The sequence below is a fragment of the Cytobacillus kochii genome, from assembly GCF_020171845.1.
Lineage (GTDB): Bacteria > Bacillota > Bacilli > Bacillales > Cytobacillaceae > Cytobacillus > Cytobacillus kochii.
Genome location: NZ_JAIVAM010000005.1, coordinates 23,296 through 41,970 on the forward strand (window position 1 = coordinate 23,296; position 18,675 = coordinate 41,970).

At 35.6% G+C, this 18,675-nt stretch carries 17 protein-coding genes; 2 read left to right on the forward strand and 15 right to left on the reverse strand.

From position 1 onward, the window contains the following. The first annotated feature begins 51 nt into the window (after window positions 1-51). Window positions 52-1,434 carry an acyclic terpene utilization AtuA family protein gene (locus LCM23_RS09140; RefSeq protein ID WP_224936680.1) on the forward strand — a complete coding sequence of 461 codons (1,383 nt, stop codon included), beginning with the start codon at window positions 52-54 and terminating at the stop codon, window positions 1,432-1,434. Window positions 1,435-1,449: 15 nt separating this feature from the next. Then, a complete protein-coding gene (locus tag LCM23_RS09145) occupies window positions 1,450-1,770 on the forward strand; it encodes a DUF4387 domain-containing protein (protein ID WP_224936681.1) in 321 nt (106 codons plus the stop codon). A gap of 741 nt (window positions 1,771-2,511) precedes the next feature. Here the strand turns inward: LCM23_RS09145 and LCM23_RS09150 are convergent. The 15 genes from LCM23_RS09150 to LCM23_RS09220 all read right to left on the reverse strand — a co-directional run bounded on the left by LCM23_RS09150 (window position 2,512) and on the right by LCM23_RS09220 (window position 18,623). Next, on the reverse strand, window positions 2,512-3,897 hold the full coding sequence (locus LCM23_RS09150) for an oligosaccharide repeat unit polymerase (protein ID WP_224936682.1): 1,386 nt from the start codon (window positions 3,895-3,897) through the stop codon (window positions 2,512-2,514). 42 nt (window positions 3,898-3,939) lie between these two features. Beyond that, window positions 3,940-5,148, reverse strand: a complete 1,209-nt coding sequence (locus LCM23_RS09155) for a lipopolysaccharide biosynthesis protein (RefSeq protein WP_224936683.1) — start codon at window positions 5,146-5,148, stop codon at window positions 3,940-3,942. Window positions 5,149-5,313: 165 nt separating this feature from the next. Continuing rightward, window positions 5,314-5,841 (reverse strand): acyltransferase, encoded by a 528-nt coding sequence (locus LCM23_RS09160; RefSeq protein WP_224936684.1) that lies wholly within the window; start codon window positions 5,839-5,841, stop codon window positions 5,314-5,316. Window positions 5,842-5,843: 2 nt separating this feature from the next. Then, window positions 5,844-7,001: a glycosyltransferase family 4 protein gene (locus LCM23_RS09165; protein WP_224936685.1), complete on the reverse strand. Its 1,158-nt coding sequence runs from the start codon at window positions 6,999-7,001 to the stop codon at window positions 5,844-5,846. Between the two features lie 2 nt (window positions 7,002-7,003). Continuing rightward, window positions 7,004-7,978 (reverse strand): SDR family oxidoreductase, encoded by a 975-nt coding sequence (locus tag LCM23_RS09170; RefSeq protein ID WP_224936686.1) that lies wholly within the window; start codon window positions 7,976-7,978, stop codon window positions 7,004-7,006. A gap of 2 nt (window positions 7,979-7,980) precedes the next feature. Beyond that, window positions 7,981-9,369, reverse strand: a complete 1,389-nt coding sequence (locus tag LCM23_RS09175) for a nucleotide sugar dehydrogenase (RefSeq protein WP_224936687.1) — start codon at window positions 9,367-9,369, stop codon at window positions 7,981-7,983. An 11-nt stretch (window positions 9,370-9,380) separates the two neighbouring features. Beyond that, window positions 9,381-10,517, reverse strand: a complete 1,137-nt coding sequence (locus LCM23_RS09180) for a glycosyltransferase family 4 protein (RefSeq protein ID WP_224936688.1) — start codon at window positions 10,515-10,517, stop codon at window positions 9,381-9,383. A 30-nt stretch (window positions 10,518-10,547) separates the two neighbouring features. Further along, window positions 10,548-11,168, reverse strand: a complete 621-nt coding sequence (locus tag LCM23_RS09185) for an acetyltransferase (protein ID WP_224936689.1) — start codon at window positions 11,166-11,168, stop codon at window positions 10,548-10,550. Then, window positions 11,165-11,809, reverse strand: a complete 645-nt coding sequence (locus LCM23_RS09190; RefSeq protein ID WP_263624187.1) for a sugar transferase — start codon at window positions 11,807-11,809, stop codon at window positions 11,165-11,167. Before LCM23_RS09190 ends, LCM23_RS09185 begins: the two co-directional genes overlap by 4 nt. Next, window positions 11,809-12,924, reverse strand: coding sequence for a DegT/DnrJ/EryC1/StrS family aminotransferase (locus LCM23_RS09195; RefSeq protein ID WP_224936935.1), 1,116 nt, complete (start codon window positions 12,922-12,924; stop codon window positions 11,809-11,811). Before LCM23_RS09195 ends, LCM23_RS09190 begins: the two co-directional genes overlap by 1 nt. Window positions 12,925-13,426: 502 nt before the next feature. After that, entirely contained in the window at window positions 13,427-14,311 is an 885-nt protein-coding gene (galU, locus tag LCM23_RS09200; RefSeq protein ID WP_224936690.1) for a UTP--glucose-1-phosphate uridylyltransferase GalU, read from the reverse strand. Window positions 14,312-14,327: 16 nt separating this feature from the next. Continuing rightward, window positions 14,328-16,148, reverse strand: a complete 1,821-nt coding sequence (locus LCM23_RS09205; protein ID WP_224936691.1) for a polysaccharide biosynthesis protein — start codon at window positions 16,146-16,148, stop codon at window positions 14,328-14,330. A gap of 195 nt (window positions 16,149-16,343) precedes the next feature. After that, window positions 16,344-17,105, reverse strand: a complete 762-nt coding sequence (locus tag LCM23_RS09210) for a tyrosine-protein phosphatase (protein ID WP_224936692.1) — start codon at window positions 17,103-17,105, stop codon at window positions 16,344-16,346. 98 nt (window positions 17,106-17,203) lie between these two features. Continuing rightward, complete coding sequence (locus tag LCM23_RS09215) at window positions 17,204-17,896, reverse strand: CpsD/CapB family tyrosine-protein kinase (protein WP_224936693.1); 693 nt, start codon at window positions 17,894-17,896, stop codon at window positions 17,204-17,206. Further along, window positions 17,871-18,623, reverse strand: a complete 753-nt coding sequence (locus tag LCM23_RS09220) for a YveK family protein (RefSeq protein WP_224936694.1) — start codon at window positions 18,621-18,623, stop codon at window positions 17,871-17,873. The genes LCM23_RS09215 and LCM23_RS09220 overlap by 26 nt, the downstream gene beginning before the upstream one ends. Window positions 18,624-18,675: the final 52 nt, after the last annotated feature.

Here is an 18,675-nt window from a genome sequence, read left to right on the forward strand (position 1 = left end):
TATTATATTGTATTAAGTGGTTATAACAACTTAGCACAAGGAGGAATCTTTATGACAAAAGAACAATTAAGAATCGTTAGTCCGAATGGACATTTAGGATTTGCCCCAACAAAAGAGGAGAGCTTTCGTATTGCAGCTGCTACAAAACCTGATTATTATTGTTGCGATTCAGGAAGCGACGATATTGGAGCTGCCGCTTTAGGTGCAGACCGATCAGTAAGTATGTACCAATGGCAAAAGCATGATCTTGAACTAATGTTGCTCGCCTCACGTGAACAAAATGTACCAATGATTGTCGGTTCTGCGGGTGATTGCGGCACGAAAAGCAGAGTAGATTTATATGTAGAGATCATAAAGGATTTAGCTAAGGAACATCAACTTCCACCTTTCAAGATTGCCTATTTCTACTCTGATGTAGACACTGTATATTTAGCTGACAGAATCAAAGAAGGTACTCGAATAGAAGGTTTAGATAATCGAGAGGATTTAACAAAAGTAGATGTTGAAAAGACAACTAGGGCGGTAGCGGTAGCAGGCATCCACCCTTATATAAAAGCTTTAGAAATGGGGGCAGATGTTATTATAGGTGGTCGCTCAAGCGATTGCGCTGTTTTCGCAGCCCCAGCTATTTTTGAAGGATTTCCAGAGGAACATGCCTATTATTTAGGTAAAGTTCTCGAATGTGCCTCATTTTGTGCAGAACCTTACGGCGCTAAAGAAAGTGTAATTGGTACGATTACACATAATGATGTAAAGGTTACTGCAATGGCACCACATCAAAAATGTACCATTGCTAGCGTTGCGGGCCATGCAATGTATGAGAGGTCAAATCCTTATTTTGAATACTTTGCCGGGGGTATGCTTGACATGACCCATTGCAAGTACGAACAATATGATGAAAAGACAACAAGAATTACAGGACAAAAATATATACCTATTCAGGGAGACACAAAAATAAAAATAGAAGGCTCTGGTAAAGTCGGCGAAAAATATATTGGCATCGCAGGAGTTCGTGACCCCTATACCATTCAACATATTGATAAAGTCATACAGTTAAGCAAAGAACAAGTAAAAGAAGAATTCCCAACTACAAACTATCATCTGAACTACCGTATATTCGGCAAAAATGGTGTGATGGGTGAAATGGAACCTATTCGAGATATTCAATCACACGAACTCGGCATTGTAGTCGAAGGGATAGCAGACACAAAAGAACTAGCCGAAGCGATTACACTCATGGGCACAAGACAAATCTTCTACGCACGCTTACCAGAAGTAAAGGGAACGGCTGGTACAGCTGCATTTATTGTAGACGAGGTCCTTCCTTCCACCGCTTCTTATTCGTGGACCATTAATCATACTTTACCAGTTAAAGACCCTATGTCCCTTTTCAAACTAAACATTGAAACAATACAAGAAACCATTAAAGTGTAATGAGGAGTGAATAACATGAACACAATACCCTTAGGCGAATTAGCCAAGACCATTCGAAGTAAAAACGCAGGAACCGATCGCATCACATTTGACATTATTTTTCGAGAACAAGAAAACTATGATTTAGTCAAAAAAAGCGGTGTAATAAACAAAGAAAGCATTGCCGCACTCTTCCATATCAACAAAGATCGCATCACTGATTTAGTAGAGTTTGACCCTGCCTACGCCATTAAATTTACAATCAGCAGAACCGCCCCGAGTGGTAGTCCAGGTGAAGGAGATATATTTGGGTGTCAGCAGTATCCTCCTTTGTTGGGGGTGGAGGTGCCGGTGTAAAAAACGTATCTTAACTATGCAAGGACACAACAAAACATTTACCTATCGCAATTGTCAATTCCCCCCTAAATCAGATAGGAAAATCCGAACTTGTTCGGGTTTTCCTTTAGCTTACATATAACTCTTCATTTATATTGCACCGAATGATCTGTGCAACAGGACAAAAAATAACTCCTCCAGACTACCTTTTTTAACCAGAACTATTCTCGTATTAAATGACAATATAAATATATATTTCCAATTCAATATGTGCAATGTTTGTACGTGAACTATGAGGTGATTTGTAATGAAGGAATTAGATGTAATGAGTTACATACAGGCGTAAATGAAACTTTAAATGGATTGCAAGAAAGTAAACTAGAAGTAGCATTTCAAAACTTATCAATGAGACATTAAGTCTATAAACCTAACAGCCTAACAAGCTTGCTAGCATCAAAAATAATCCATCATTGAGGCATGGCATCACCCCATCCAATGGCATTCGGGATGATGTCATCCTATGCACCACTTTCATCCATGAACTCCGCCGTCAACAGGCAACCCGTCAAAGATGTCGAAAAAAACAATTAGAAAAACTTGTTTCTTAACTTGAGCAACAAAATGCGGGTAAGCGTCATTTCTTCCTCTAACGGACAAACTAATTTTTTGATGAAGAAAAACAAAGCCAGTGAAATTTTACTTCTCGTAAAATTTTACTGGCTTTGTTTGTTTTTAGAGGAGTGTTTTGTCTCAGCCTCCTGACTATTTTACTTTTAACCTATTATTAATGTAGTAAATTATTATAAATAATAATAAGAAGAAAGATATATCATTTGCAAGTATTGAACCATTTTGCCCCATTGCAAAACCTATTCTTGCAATCGGTATGCTTAAAAAGAAGTACATATCAATTCTATTATGATTATCTTGAATCTTTATAAAATATTTAACTAACAGTAAATATAAAATCATTATTATTGGTGAGAATAAAAAGCCTAAATAAAAATAGCCTTGTCCTATAATAGGTATAATTTGAGATACATGGTCACTAAAAAAAATCCGTTCATTAAAAAATGTAGAGCTTGGTTTTATATCAATTTCTTTTAATATTAAATTTAGACCTAAGACTGGCCTTAATAATTCATGCCCCAAGTGCCATAGCTTTCTTTCTCCTTCATTTAGGTGAGCAGCCTCAATTGCAATTGCAACATTATATGGCCCGCCTAAATAAATTTGTAAAGTACTTGTTACATCTAATAATTTATCTTCTCCACCGGATAGACTTGCATGATTACGTTGATCATTAATAAATGAAGTAACAAGAAGTATACTTAGTAAAAATGGTATTAATGAACGTTTTATAACCTGAGGATATAGTTTGAAAAATAATAGAATACTTGCTATCGCAGTAATGATGAAGTCTGCCCTGTTATCACCAAAATAAATGGATATACTAAATAAAACTAATAAAAATGAAAGGAAAATATAAAATTTATTTCCACTTGAAGTAAACTTTTTATTTAATAAATTTAAGATAATAATAAATATTAAATATTTTGCTATAACTAAACAATAAGTAAGGAGCGTAACAAATAGTGGTCCTTGACCAAAATCTCTAAAATCATCCGATACTTTTAAAAATGAAAAGCTTTTTAATGCCTGTGGGAATAATGTAGTCATTCCAAATGATAGACTAATAAATAAAATATATATAAAAATACTGCTAGGTGGTTTTAATACCTTATTAAGTCTATTGCTTGGTTTTTTATAGTTTTTAAAAATTATAAAGGTAAATAATGATACTATAATCAATTCATAACTCATAAGATATATAGCGCTATGAAAAGATTCACTTAAAGGTGGTATTGTGGACCTTCCTCCATAATATTTTGTCATAGTGATTAACAGAGGTAGGATAACATATCTCGTAAAACTTACTGCAATAAATACATGGATAAAAATATTATTTAACCTTCTCCTAATAGGTGATATAAATATCACATACACAACGCCGTATATTAGTGGTAATAAAAACAAATTTCTATAACCCGGGTGTGCAACATTATAAGCGACAAATACAGATATCATTGTTGATAATGTAAAAACTATTATAGATATAAAAATATCTATTTTTTTGCTCAAATACAAAATTATATCCCCCTGAAGCTAAATTTCAGTTTAATTTTTAATTTAATTAATTGAGTTGATCTTTTTAGTTATAAAGTATACTCGTAATAATAACTGAAAGATGGCACTTATTATCAAAGTAATTGCTGCTCCCTTAATACCATATGTTGAGACGAACCAATAACCTCCAATAATTGTTAGAAATAAGTTAAGAAGGTTAATCTTTGGTTGTATACTGATATATCTCATAGCCATCATTGCATTATCGAAATTAAAAACAAATAAATTTATTAAAACTGAAAGCACACAAAGAATTAGTATATTATGGAAATCTGCGTAATTATCACCATAAAAAAATCTTAAAAATTGTTCACCAAATAATATTGCAAAGCCCATTATCCAAATTCCAATTAGGAAAGATAATAAAGGTAAATAAATAAAAATATATTTTTTGAATAATAATATTTGCTTATTTTTATAAAATGACGATAACTTAGGCAAAAGCACTTGTGTAATAGAAGTCATAAAAAGGTTAGCAATATTGGCGAGATAGATTATAGCTGAGTAATAACCCAAGACCTCTGGGTCTTCCAAATACTCTAAGACATATCTAGTGTAATTTGTATTTATCGAAACAATCATCTGTACAAGACCTAATGGTAATCCTAATAATATTAGTCCCTTTATACCCAGCCAACTAGAATTTTTTGTGTTAGTTTTATATTTGTATAAAATGATGTTTCTTTCTACCATTAAAAGAAAAAATAACTGTAAAATTATTTGAGATAATAAGGCAATCGTTAAATCCCTAAAAATTATTAAGAAACAAGCAAATATTAGTAGTAATATTGTTTGTTTACCAATCATTAACTTACCTACTAAGTTGAGATTGTTATATTTATGTGGAACTGAATAGTATAAATCGGAATCTAAATCTAGAATTTTAGATATTCCTACAAGTATTATTACTATAGTATATTGTGGATAAACAAAAGCCCCAATAATCACCATTATCAATAGAGCAGTTATACTAAATAGTCTTCGTGTCACGATGTAATCACTGAGGTCATCTGTAGTACCAGTAATATACAAAGACCTTAATTTCATATTAGCAAAAAGGGAAATTGGTGCTGCTACTGCAAACCCTAAGGAATATATACCAACCTCTATTGGTGTTAATGTCTTTGCAATTAATATAACCATTACCCATTTAGCAAGTGCGACAAATGCATTTGCAAAAAATATCCATGAAAGATTTTTAATAAGTTTCATAGTACCCACATTCTTCTAGTATTATCAACTTTTTAAACCATTGCTTATTCATGTCTTTTGTCTTTAATGTTCAAAGTCAATATAAATTTAACTGATCCAAATTTAATTTAAGTAGCATCCATAAGATGATTAAAAGTTGTCAAAAAATTAGTTTATATAAATAGGTTAAATTCTTGGTTGAATCATCTTAGCTGGTATACCTGCAACTTTACCACCTGCCACGATATCTTTTGTCACAACGGCTCCAGCAGCTACAATACTTGATTTACCAATAGTAACTCCTGATACGATTACAACGTGACCACCACACCACGTACCATGACCAATACTTATAGGTGCACTAATTCCTTTATTGAGCACTTTACCATCTTTAATTAAGTGATTACTGCTTGCAATAACAGACATCGGGCCGATAATTACATTATCACCAAATTCAATTCTACCCTTACCTTGAACATAACAATAATGTGAAATGTAACAGTCATTCCCTATGAAAATACTTCCGGGATTATTGATGATAACGCCTTTTCCAATTTGAAGCCTTTTCCCACAACTCCCTAAAAATAGCCCTATAAGGCCTCCTCTTATTCTATTAGTCACAATATGATTTGGGAGCAAAGCAGTAAATAAGTTAATCAAATGAATTGGAATATCTCGGCCAAAAAAACTCACTAAAAATTTTAAATACTTCACTTTCAATTCCCTCTTTTTAAATTCGCAGATTCTTCCACAAATTTTTTTAAAAATTTTGTTCTTCGATTATATAATTCTGATTTTAAATATCCTTTCGAATTATTATGATTTTTTATGGCTTGTTCTACCATAAGATCCGGTGTGAAATTTTTAAAAACTGTGCAAAAACTATCAACGTTACCTTTTTTAAAAACAAACTCGTCATCTATTAATTCTGGAATGCCTCCAGCGTTTGATCCCACAATTGGACAACCTCTACTCATTGCCTCTATAACAGCTCTTGGTAAACCCTCTGTTAAACTAGATTGAATATAGATATCTATTTCATCTAACCATAAAAATACATCATTATGATTTAGTTTACCTAAAAACTTTACCGAATCAGCCACTCCATAACTATTAGCGATAGATTTTAGGGAGTTCTGATCCCCCCCACCTACTAATTGATATTCTATGTTATACCCTTGAGATTTTAGATCTGATATAGCTTTAATAACATCTTGCTGCCCTTTATAGATGTTTAGAGTAGCACAAGTGCCTACTACCAATTTCTCTTTCAAATTTTTACTCTTTATCTTTTCTAAACGTTTATTAATTGAGTCACTTATATTAGGTAAAGTTACATTAGAACAGGAAATACTTTGACCATTAGTGGGATAGACTTTTTGTAAATACTGCTCTGTCACATACACAACATAAGGTGCGTCAGATATTGCCTTTTTACACAAAATTGACATTATTGGTGCAACTACTTTCTTAGAAGTGCTTTGATTCCATAAGCTATCCCAAGCACTTCCAACAACTTCGACAAGAAATGGCTTGTTTAATTTCTTAGTACTTCTTAACGCATATAATCCTAAAATACTAGGTAATCTGATTATCACGTAGTCACTACTAGCAATTTTTTTATCTATAGCTTCTCGTACTTTAAGTAATCTGAGTTGGCCAAAACTTTTCACATTTAGAAACTTGATATTATTGTTAACCCTTGGAATGTTCTTTGATTCTTCTAAAGAGATTTCAGCATCTCGTCCGACTATTTCTAATTCGTTAAATACTAGCAAATACCTGTTGAAAAATTCGTCATCAAATCCATATGAATGGTAATAAACTCCATCCCTATGTGGAAATTTATGATCATGAACAAATAATGCCTTCATAACTATAGATTCTCCTTATACCACTCAATGGCAGCTTGAATTCCTCTTTCAAAACTCCATTCTGGATTATATTCCAGCATCTCTTTCGCCTTACTAATATCAGCATTACTATGCTTAATATCACCTTTTCTCTCTGGTCCAAATATCGGTTGAATATCTTTACCTAATGCGCTTAACAATTGAGTATAGATATCAATAAGAAATTCTCTTCCGCCATAAGCTATGTTGTAAGCTTGTCCTGCAGCTTTATGAGCTGCTTTACATGCTTTCAAATTTGCTTCAATTACATTCTCAATGTAAGTAAAGTCACGGCTTTGCTTTCCATCACCATTTATTGTAGGTTGTTCATTATTAAGCAACTGCTTTATAAATTTTGGAATAACGGCCGCATATGCACCATGGGGATCTTGTCTTCTACCAAATACATTGAAATAGCGTAACCCGTAGGTATCAAGGCCATATAATTTGGAATATAGCATCCCATACTCCTCAACTACTTTTTTAGTAAGAGAATATGGTGATAAAACGTTACCTTCTCTTCCTTCCTTTTTGGGAAGGTTCGGTTCATCCCCGTACACCGATGAGCTTGATGCATAGACAAATTTCTTAACACTATTTTGCCTCGCTGCTTCCATCATGTTTAAAGTACCTCTTATGTTAATTTGTTCATATAACAATGGCATCTCTATACTTCTTGGAACACTTCCCCATGCTGCTTGATGTAAAACAAAATCGACACCTTTACAGGCTTTCATACATGTTTCAAAATCGCGTATATTCCCCTCAATAAATTCATAATTAGGGTTATCGATAAACTCTTCAATGTTTTCCTTTTTCCCAGTTGAAAGGTTATCAAGCCCTCTAACTTGATAGCCCAAATTAAGTATAGCCTCTACTAAATTAGTACCAATAAAACCAGCTGATCCAGTCACTAAAAATCTAGTTTTCTCTGAAAACCTAATACTTTCATATCCCAACTTTATAACCTCCAATATAATAGACCAGCATTTTCAGCTTCTTTTCTATCAAAAATTCCTTTGATATCAATCAATACACGGTTATTATTTCTATCAAGTTTTTCTAATACATTCTCCGATGTGGCAGCAATTTCAGCCATTACTACAGAATTAATATAATCTGAGGACCCGAACATTGCTAATACATCTTCCAAACTAATTGCTCTAAACTCCTCGTGTGGAACTGCAAAGATAACTGCGTCCATTTCTTTTATATCTTCAATTTCGTATAGATTAATTCTATATTCATTCCATAAATCTTCTTTATCTGCTGAAGGGTCCACAACTTTGACTTCTATTCCGTACTCTTCTAATTCTTTAATGACATCTACTACTTTAGTATTTCGTACATCAGGAGTATTCTCTTTGAATGTAACACCAAAAATAGCTACTTTTGCATCATTTATTTGTTTATTTGCCTTAATCATCTTCTTAACTGTGCTTTCAGCTATATATTTACCCATATCATCATTTATTTTCCTTCCCGAAAGAATGATTTGGGAATGGTAACCCATTTGCTCTGCTTTATACGTTAGATAGTAAGGATCAACCCCTATACAGTGACCTCCGACTAGCCCTGGAGAGAAATTGAGAAAGTTCCATTTGGTTCCTGCTGCTTCAAGAACTTCTTTTGTGTCTATTCCCATTTTATTAAATATTATAGATAGCTCATTCATAAAAGCGATATTGATATCACGTTGTGAATTCTCAATAACCTTTGCAGCTTCAGCCACTTTAATACTTGTTGCTTTATGCACACCAGCTTCAACCACTAATTCATATACTTTGGCAATAGTATCTAAAGTTTCTTTATCTTGCCCTGATACGACTTTTATAATGGTCTCTAATCTATGAATTTTGTCTCCAGGATTAATTCTTTCGGGTGAATAACCAACTTTAAAATCAACACCGCATTTCAATCCTGACTCTTTTTCTAATATTGGTACACAAATATCTTCAGTTACACCTGGATAGACTGTAGATTCAAAGACAACTATCGAACCATTTATTAGATTCCTACCCAAAGTACGGCTAGCGGATTCCACCGGAGTTAAATCAGGTGTATGATCATCCTTTACAGGTGTTGGAACGGCTACAATATGAAACCTTGCTTCCCTAAGTCTTGCTTCATCTGAAGTAAATTGAACTGTTGTATCTTTGATTACTTCATTTCCCACTTCTTTTGTAGGATCTATACCATTTTGATATAGATCGATTTTTTCCTTATTAACATCAAAACCAATTACATCAACCTTTTTTGCAAATGCAACCGCTATTGGCATTCCTACATAACCGAGGCCAACTATTGAAATTTTCTCATCTCTAGTAACAATTCTTTCAAAGATTGTCATACTTACCACTCCTAAATTATCTTGTACTGTTTATCTAGGTTCTTCAATTCCATGTGTTCTAAAATAACATTATTTATTTTATTTACATCAAACATATCAGTTGCCCTTTTATATCCTTTTTCCGCCATCTTAATAGTCATCTCGGGGCTGTCATACATTGCTATCATTTTTTCAGCCAGCACATCAGAATTCTTAAGAGGTACCAAATAACCAGTTTGCCCGTCATCTACTGTCTGTCTACAGCCTGAAACATTTGTTGCAACAACTGCCCGTCCAATTGCCATAGCTTCAACCAACACTCTACCTTGTCCTTCGTGATATGATGGAAGGGTGACTACAAAACTTTCCTCGATAAACGGGCGAACGTCATCAGTCTTGCCTAAATATTCTACAATACCTTCATCTGTCCATTTTTTCAGTTCTTCGGGGGAGACTGCTGTTGGATTTGTATCAAATGGACCAAGAATTTTAAATTTCATAGTTGGTCGTTTTTCTTTTGCAATTTTTGCAGCGTTTAGAAATTCATAAATACCTTTGTCTCTTATTAACCTAGCAATAAATAGAAAAGTATCCGAATTTCTTAAAGGCCTTTTATTAAATAAACTTAGATTTATTCCCGAACTTCCTATTATAATAACCTTTTGTTTATCAACAATTTTTCTTTTCTTAAACAACTCTAAATCATCGTCATTTAAAAAGAATAAAGCTTTACATTTTTTAAAAGCCAGTTTATATATAGGTACCAATACCTTTTGTATCATTCTTAACTTTAAAGAACTCCCACGAATAACAGACCCTGCACCAGTCATAAGTCCATAAATGTTTTTTACGCCACTCAAATAGGCCGCCAAACTACCATAAATATTGGGCTTTATTGTATATGATAGAAAAACATCTGGCTTTTCAAGACGGAGTAGTCGAATAATATCCAAAACTAGAACAACATCTTTCAGAGGATTCATACCGGTCCTGTTCATTCTAATTGGAAGATATTTTGCACCTAGTTTTAATACTTTTTCCTCGATATCTCCGTTATCATTTGGAGCACACGCTACTACTTCATGGCCATTATCAACCATAGCTTTAATCATGTCCCCTCGAAAATTCACCAATGAGGGTCCATAACTTCCTAAAATGAATACTTTCATACATTCCACCCCCAAAAACTATATACAAAATCAGTTAATTTTTTTTGCTGGGACCCCAACAAATATCCCAGATTCATTTGTATCCCTAACAACAACAGCGCCTGCACCAACTTTGCAGCCACTGGAGATGTTTACGTTATTACTTACCACACTACCAATACCTAACCAAGAACCTTTTCCTACCTTAACTGTTCCTGCTAGATTCACGCCGGGCGATATATGAACAAAATCTTCTATTTGATTATCATGATCTATAGTAGAACCAGTATTAACGATGCAGCCTTTTCCAATATTTGTACAACAGTTAATAATTACTCCCGCCATAACAACGGTCCCAAATCCTATCTCTACTTGTTCTCCAACCACTGCATTCGGGTGAATTAATACAGGAATACTGGCCTCTACTGTTTCCAGCATTTCATGAATCCTTTGTCTTGTAACATTATTACCAATACCAACAAATACTTCATACTCATCCAAATGAGAAAAAACATCATCTGATGTTCCAATGACTTCTAAACCCATCGATGATTTAAGGCTTTTGTCGTCATCTAAAAACGCAATGTTTTGCCATTTATTCATTTTCAATGCAATATCTGCAACAACTTTTCCATGGCCGCTAGCGCCAATTATTAAAAGCTTGTTTTTCATATTTCCATTCTTTCCTTTTCGGTTCCCTTAAAAGGCTCAATCGTAGCAGCAGTTTCTGAATTAATACCTTCTCTGACGAAGACCTTTTTTATAGTTAAAAAGATTATCTTCCAATCCTTAATGAAACTTACATTCTCTACATACTCAACATCTAGATTAAATTTGTCTTCCCAACTAATCGCATTTCTACCACTAACCTGCGCCAAACCAGATAATCCCGGCCTTACTTCATGACGTCGTTTTTGATGATTGTTGTATAACGGTAAATACTGCACCAATAATGGCCTAGGGCCAATTATGGACATATTACCCTTCAAAATATTAAAAAGTTCCGGTAGTTCATCAAGAGATGTAGAACGCAGTAACTTACCAAACTTCGTCAACCTAACACTATCAGGTAGTAACTCCCCTTTATCATCTCTTTCATCCGTCATGGTCCTAAACTTATACATTAGAAAAACTTCTTCATTAAGCCCAGGTCGTTTCTGCTTAAATAGCACAGGGCTACCTAACTTTGTTCTCACAAGTACAGCAACTATTAAAAATACTGGACTAAGAACAATAATAGCTATTAAAGAAAGTATAAAATCCATTGGTCTTTTCAAAAACGTTCTATAAATACCACCTTTGGATTTCTTCATTATTCTAACCATAGCCCTTTAATAGTTTTAACGACTCTTTCCAAATCCACATCCGTCACCTTCGTATCAGACGGCAAACATATACCATTCTCAAACAAATTCTCCGATACACCATCACCAACAAAATCAAATTTCTCAAAGAAAGGCTGCATATGCATGGGTTTCCATACTGGTCTTGACTCGATGTTTTCTGCTTCCAATGCTTCAAAAATATCAATCGGTCTTACTTTACCAGTCAACGTCATCGAACTTAACCAGTAATTTGGTTCATCCCATTCATTACTAGGCATAAATTCAACACCTTCAAGCCCACCAAGCTCTCTTTTATAAAACTCAAAAATGTAGTTCTTTTTGGCAACTCTTTGATTTAACACTTTAAGCTGCCCTCTACCAAGCCCAGCAACCACATTACTCATTCGATAATTAAACCCTAATTCGCTATGCTGATAATGTCTTGCTTGATCCCTTGATTGAGTAGCCCAAAATCTCGCCTTTGCAATTCGCTCTTCATTATCAGAAACAAGCATCCCACCACCTGAAGTCGTGATAATCTTGTTCCCATTAAAAGAAAAGATGCCATAATCACCAAAAGTCCCTGTATGCTTCCCTTTATAGTAAGTACCTAAAGACTCCGCAGCATCTTCTATAACCGCTACATTATGTTTCTTACAAATCTCCATAATCTTATCCATATCTGCGGACAAACCATATAAATGAACAACAATTACTGCCTTCACTTCTGGATACTTTTCAAATGCTTCTTCCAAAGTTTTCGGACTCATATTCCATGTTTCGTAATCACTATCGATAAAAACAGGAATTGCATTTTGATAAATGATTGGATTTGCAGTAGCTGAAAAGGTAAGTGTTGGACAGAAAACAATATCACCTTCCCCAACTCCTGCTGCTTTAAGAGCTAAGTGAATAGCAGCTGTTCCTGAAGACAGTGCTGCAGCAGCTTTAGAACCAACCTTCTCAGCAAGTTCTCTTTCAAATCCATTTACGTTTTCACCAAGGGGTGCAATCCAGTTTGTATCAAAAGCTTCCTTTATGTATTGCATTTCATAACCTTCATCACTCATATGTGGTGAAGAGAGGAATATTCTTTCTTTCACTTTTGTCGATTCCATCTTCTAGACTTCCTTCCCTTGTTAAGTTAAATATTAGTAGATTAGTACTTAATTAAAATTAGTTATTTTTCCATTCCAATCAACTACTAACCCACTAAACGTTATCTATGTCGAAGGCTACCTTGGAAAATCTATTCAATCAATCTCTATTTCTCACAAAAATGATTGATAAAATTATTGCAAAGACCTGACTTTGAGATTCTTATCATCTTTAAACCCAAAGAAAAAGCAGTTACAGCGAAATAGCCATAAACGCTTTTACCTTGAAATTACTAATAACTAGTAACTTTTCTTAACATATGCAGTTACTTTATATAGAATAAACAGGCATCCAACCCCACCTCACACCACACTACCGACAACCAAGTGTCTAAGGTCTATCCAAGACCCACAGCATAACCGAGTGCCTTCATTGATAAAGGTTAGAAGACATCACCTTTTTCGTTTCTTTGATCGTTTTTTATTAAAAAAATCCGAGAATCTACTATTATATAGTGCTGTTTTTGTGTTCGTTTATTTTTTCGTCTAGGAAGGTTAGTAGTTCGGGTTGTAGTGCTTTGTTTTTGAGTGCCATTTCGATGGTTGTTTTGATGAATCCGAGTTTTTCGCCGACGTCATGGCGCCTGCCTTCGAAGTCGTAGGCGAAGACGCGTTGGATTTGATTTAATTCCTGGATGGCGTCGGTTAGTTGGATTTCACCGCCTGCTCCTCGTTGTTGTTTTTCAAGGAACAGGAAGATTTCTGGCGTGAGCACATATCTTCCCATGATGGCTAGATTAGAAGGAGCCGTTCCTTCTGCTGGTTTTTCAACAAAATGATTGACTTGGTAGCGACGATTGCTTTGTATCGCTGGGTCAATAATGCCATAACGATGCGTTTCTTCCATTGGGACAGTTTGCACACCGATGATGGAGGAAAGGGTTTGATCGTATTCATTGATGAGCTGTTTCAGACATGGTGTTTCCGCTTCAACAATATCGTCACCAAGAAGGACGGCGAATGGTTCGTCGCCGATGAATTTGCGGGCACACCAAACAGCATGTCCTAGCCCTTTCGGTTCTTTTTGGCGAATATAGTGAATATCGACTTTCGAAGGCTCTTTCACTTTTTCGAGCAAGTCGAATTTTTGTTTCTGTAACAAGTTTTCTTCTAGTTCATAGGAATGGTCGAAGTGATCCTCGATCGCTCTTTTGCCTTTTCCAGTGACGATAATAATGTCTTCAATACCTGATGCCACTGCTTCTTCGACGATGTATTGTATCGTTGGTTTATCGACGATCGGCAACATCTCTTTTGGCATAGCTTTTGTGACAGGTAGAAATCTTGTTCCTAAGCCTGCTGCAGGGATAATTGCTTTTTTTACTTTTTTCATTTCTACCACTCCTCATTTATTCGACTAGAGATAACATTTTATTCTTCCTACGATTAGCTAGATTCACGACAAACTCGCTGATTTCTTGCTGGTTCATTTTTGTAAATTCACTGATTAAATATTGAATTTCGTTCTCTTGTTCTAAGATGGCTTTGCCAATGAAAATTTTTGGGAAAACGGCCTCATCATGCACTTCTTTCTCGCCTAGTAGTTCCTCATACATTTTTTCACCAGGGCGTATGCCTGTATAACTGATTCCTATATCCTCAATATTATATCCGGATAGTTGGATTAAATTTTTGGCAAGGTCTACAATTTTTACCGGTTGCCCCATATCAAGAACGAAGATTTCTCCGCCTTTTGCCAAAGAACCTGCTTGTAAAACCAATCTCGATGCTTCGGGTATGGTCATGAAATATCGGGTCATTTCTGGGTGTGTCACCGTTACTGGACCACCTTGTTGAATCTGTTTCTTAAATAAAGGAATCACACTTCCTCGGCTACCAAGGACATTACCGAATCGTACGGCAACAAATTTCGTTTGGCTCTGTTGATCAAGCTGTTGCACGATCATCTCAGCGATTCGTTTTGTCGACCCCATGACATTCGTTGGATTTACCGCTTTGTCTGATGAAATCATGACGAAGGTGCCAACTGAAAACGTATCGGCGGCCTCAGCCACATTTCGAGTTCCTAGAATGTTGTTTTTTACTGCCTCTTTTGGGTTGAATTCCATTAGTGGCACATGTTTATGTGCAGCTGCATGATAGATGACGTCAGGCTGATGGATTTCCATGATTTCAAAGATGCGATCGCGGTCTTGAATATCAGCAATGATCGGTACGATTTCAATTGTTTGTTCATACATTTTTCTTAGCTCGATATCAATCTGGTAAATCGAGTTTTCCCCGTGACCGAGGAGAAGAATTTTACTTGGTGAAAATTTACATATTTGCCTTGATACTTCAGAGCCAATGGAACCACCTGCACCCGTAACGAGCACGACTTTATTGGTTATTTTTTTTGAAATACTCTCCATATCTAATTGAACTGGATCTCTGCCAAGTAAATCCTCCACTTGTACATCACGGAATTGATTAACAGATAGATTACCGACCATAATGTCTTCAATTCTTGGCATGATAACGGTCTTGGCACTCGTTTGTGCACACGCATCAAAGATTATTTGCATTTCTTCTTTTTTTAAAGAAGGGATTGCGATTATAATCTTATCAATCAGCAAGGTATCTACCTTTTCGATAATTTGATGGGACTGACCAACGACAGGCACATTATGTATTTGCAGCTTATATTTCGTTCGATTGTCATCGATAAAGGCAACCGGCAATATTCCGGTTTCTGGGTGATTCTTTAACTGTTTAACAAGCATTGTACCAGCAGCACCTGCGCCAATAATTAGTGCTCGTTCCATTTGGTTTTGTGGCTTAATGTATCGATCACGATAAATACGCCAAGAAAATCTTGATCCACCAATCAGGAGGACATGTAACATCCAAGTCATAATCATGGCACGATAGCCCACATGACCTACTAGCAGTTGTTGAAGAATAATCGTAACGACGATGGAGAAAGTTACTGCTCTGACAATAGCAAGTAGCTCTCCGATACTAGCGTACTCCCAAGCTTTATCATATAACTTATAAATAAAAGCAAATACGTGATGACTCACGAGTAGGCTAATAGACGTTACGAGTAATAATTTAGAACTTAATAACTGCAAACTAGGATGCAAAGTAAAATAACTTATATATATAGCTGATAGCACAATGATAGAATCAAGTGCCACCCAAAAAGTCATCCTTTTTTGATAAGTCATTAGCCATCTCCCTCTTACCTAAATGATTTCTTCTTTAGGATCGGGCCTACTTATTATGTAAATCATTTATCTGTGAACACCGTTCTTAAAAAGGTAAAAGTTTTAGTATTATATACCTATATAAAAACCAAACAGCTTCACCGATAATAGACATAGCAAAACACAATAAGAAGATAGGTCCGTCCTATTTTCAATCTAAAACAACCCAAATACCCTCTTACGCTTGATTTTTCCGGGCATTTCCTTCATAACGTTTTCCCCGTTAAGGAGTAGCTCGGCATTTTCTGTGAAGAGGTAGACGATTTCTGTTCCGTAAAGCTTGTCGAGGGCGTCGATTGCTTTGTTGAAATGGAAAGGTCTGGTTGTTATATTGTGTGCATCAGAAGCGATGAAATGGGTGAGATTCGCTTCGATGATTTGCTGTGTAAACTTTTTTACATTTTTGCCAAAGTGGCCGACGAGACTTCCGGCGGTCACTTGGGTGAGTGCGCCCTTTTTAACAAGGCGATATAATAGTTCCGGTTGTTCAATCAGCTGCTGGTTTCGTTCTGGGTGGACGATAATGGGTATAAGCCCTTCTAGCTGCATGTCATAAAACAATCTTTCTGTGTATTTCGGTACATGATTTGAAGGAAATTCAATAAACATATAGTTGGTGTCTGCTAATGTTTGAATTTTCCCTTCTTGCCATTCCTGCAATACTTCCCCAAATATCCGCACTTCTTGTCCTGGATGGATAGACAGCGGGAAATCTTCTGCTTGCAATCTTTCGTTTAGACGATATGCCTCTCTAACAATCTTTTGTTTGTCATTTCTATACTTCTCTTGATAGTGAGGTGTGGCAATGATTGCAGTGATTCCTTCATTTATTGCCTGCTTTGCCATGTTGTATGATTCTTCGAATGTTTGTGCGCCATCATCTAAATGGGGTAGGATGTGGCAATGGATATCAATCATTACTTTCCTCCTTTTAATAATTTAAATATTATAAATTGACTGATTATTAAAAATGACAAAATGATAGTTTCTATAGTCGCGTAAAAAGGGTGTGGTTTTTACGACCCATAGTAATAGTAAGTTGTTTTTTTCATATTCATCTTATTTAGAACAACCCCGAGGATTTTCCCCTTTGCAGCCTGCAATAGTTCCTTCGCTTTTAATAGTTGTTCTCTCTCAGTCTTTTTACTCTGGGCAACGAGCACAGTGCCATCACATTTATTCGAAAGAATTTGCGCATCCGTTACAGCTAATAATGGTGGTGTATCAAATATCACGATGTCGAATAGCGTTGTCGCTTCTGCAATCACGCGATCCATCGCCCGTGAGCCAAGCATCTCCGATGGGTTCGGTGGAATGGGCCCGCTTGTTAGAATAAAGAGATTCTCTACTTCTGATTCTTGAACAGCATCTGTAAGTACCGCCTGTTGAGAGATAACATTAGCTAAACCTCTCGTATTCAGGACATTAAAGGTGTATTGCACAGTTGGTTTTCTTAAATCCGCATCAATAAGAAGTACTCTTTTACCTTGCTGAGCAAAAACAACAGCAAGATTAGCAGTAGTTGTCGATTTTCCTTCCCCCGGTCCTGCTGAGGTGATCATCATTGTACGAACATCTTCGTCGAGCGAGGAGAATTCAATATTTGTTCGAATCGTACGGTATTGCTCTGATATCGGTGACTTTGGTTGATGTCTCGTAATGATATTTCGTTTCAGCTGATTATTAAGCTTGTTCCGTTTTAGAGCCAACGTTACTCCTCCTCGTCTTTGGATTTTTTTGATTGTCTTTACCTTTTTCATTTCCTTCTTCAATGTTCGCCACTAATCCAAGGACCGGTAAACCCACGGCTTTTTCAATATCTTCTTCATTTTTTACTGTGTTATCCATATATTCAAGTAAAAACGCTAGACCAACACCAGCCATTAACCCTACTACAAATGCAATGGCAATATTCAATAGCGGGTTGGGTTTGATTGGTGATTGATTCTCCGTTATCTCTGCACTGGCTAAAATGGAAACATTATCTATATTCATAATGTCTGGTATCTCACTTCTGAACACTTCAGCTGTTTTATTTGCAATGAGCGCCGCTTGTTCAGCACTTTCATCCTCCACTGTGATCTTTACAACTTGAGAGTTTTGTTCACTTTGGACGGATATTTTTTCATTTAATGCACTTGTTGAAACACTTAAATTGAGCTCTTCCTTAACGATATCTAGTATCGCCGGGCTCTTGATGATGACGTTATATGTATTAATTAATTGTAAATTACCATCTAAATCATTTTTTGTTATTTCTTGATTATCTTTTGCTTGGTTCACTAAAATTTGTGTAGACGATTGATAGACAGGAGTTAATACAAAGTAACTGACCACCCCACTAATAAGGGCCGCTGCAATAGTAATTGACAGGATTAAGACGATTCTCTTTTTTAATGTATCATACAGTTCTTTTAGACTAATAGTTTCTTCCATTTGACCCTCCCAGTTAAGAACTAAGCAAAATTGATTATATCATATAAAATGC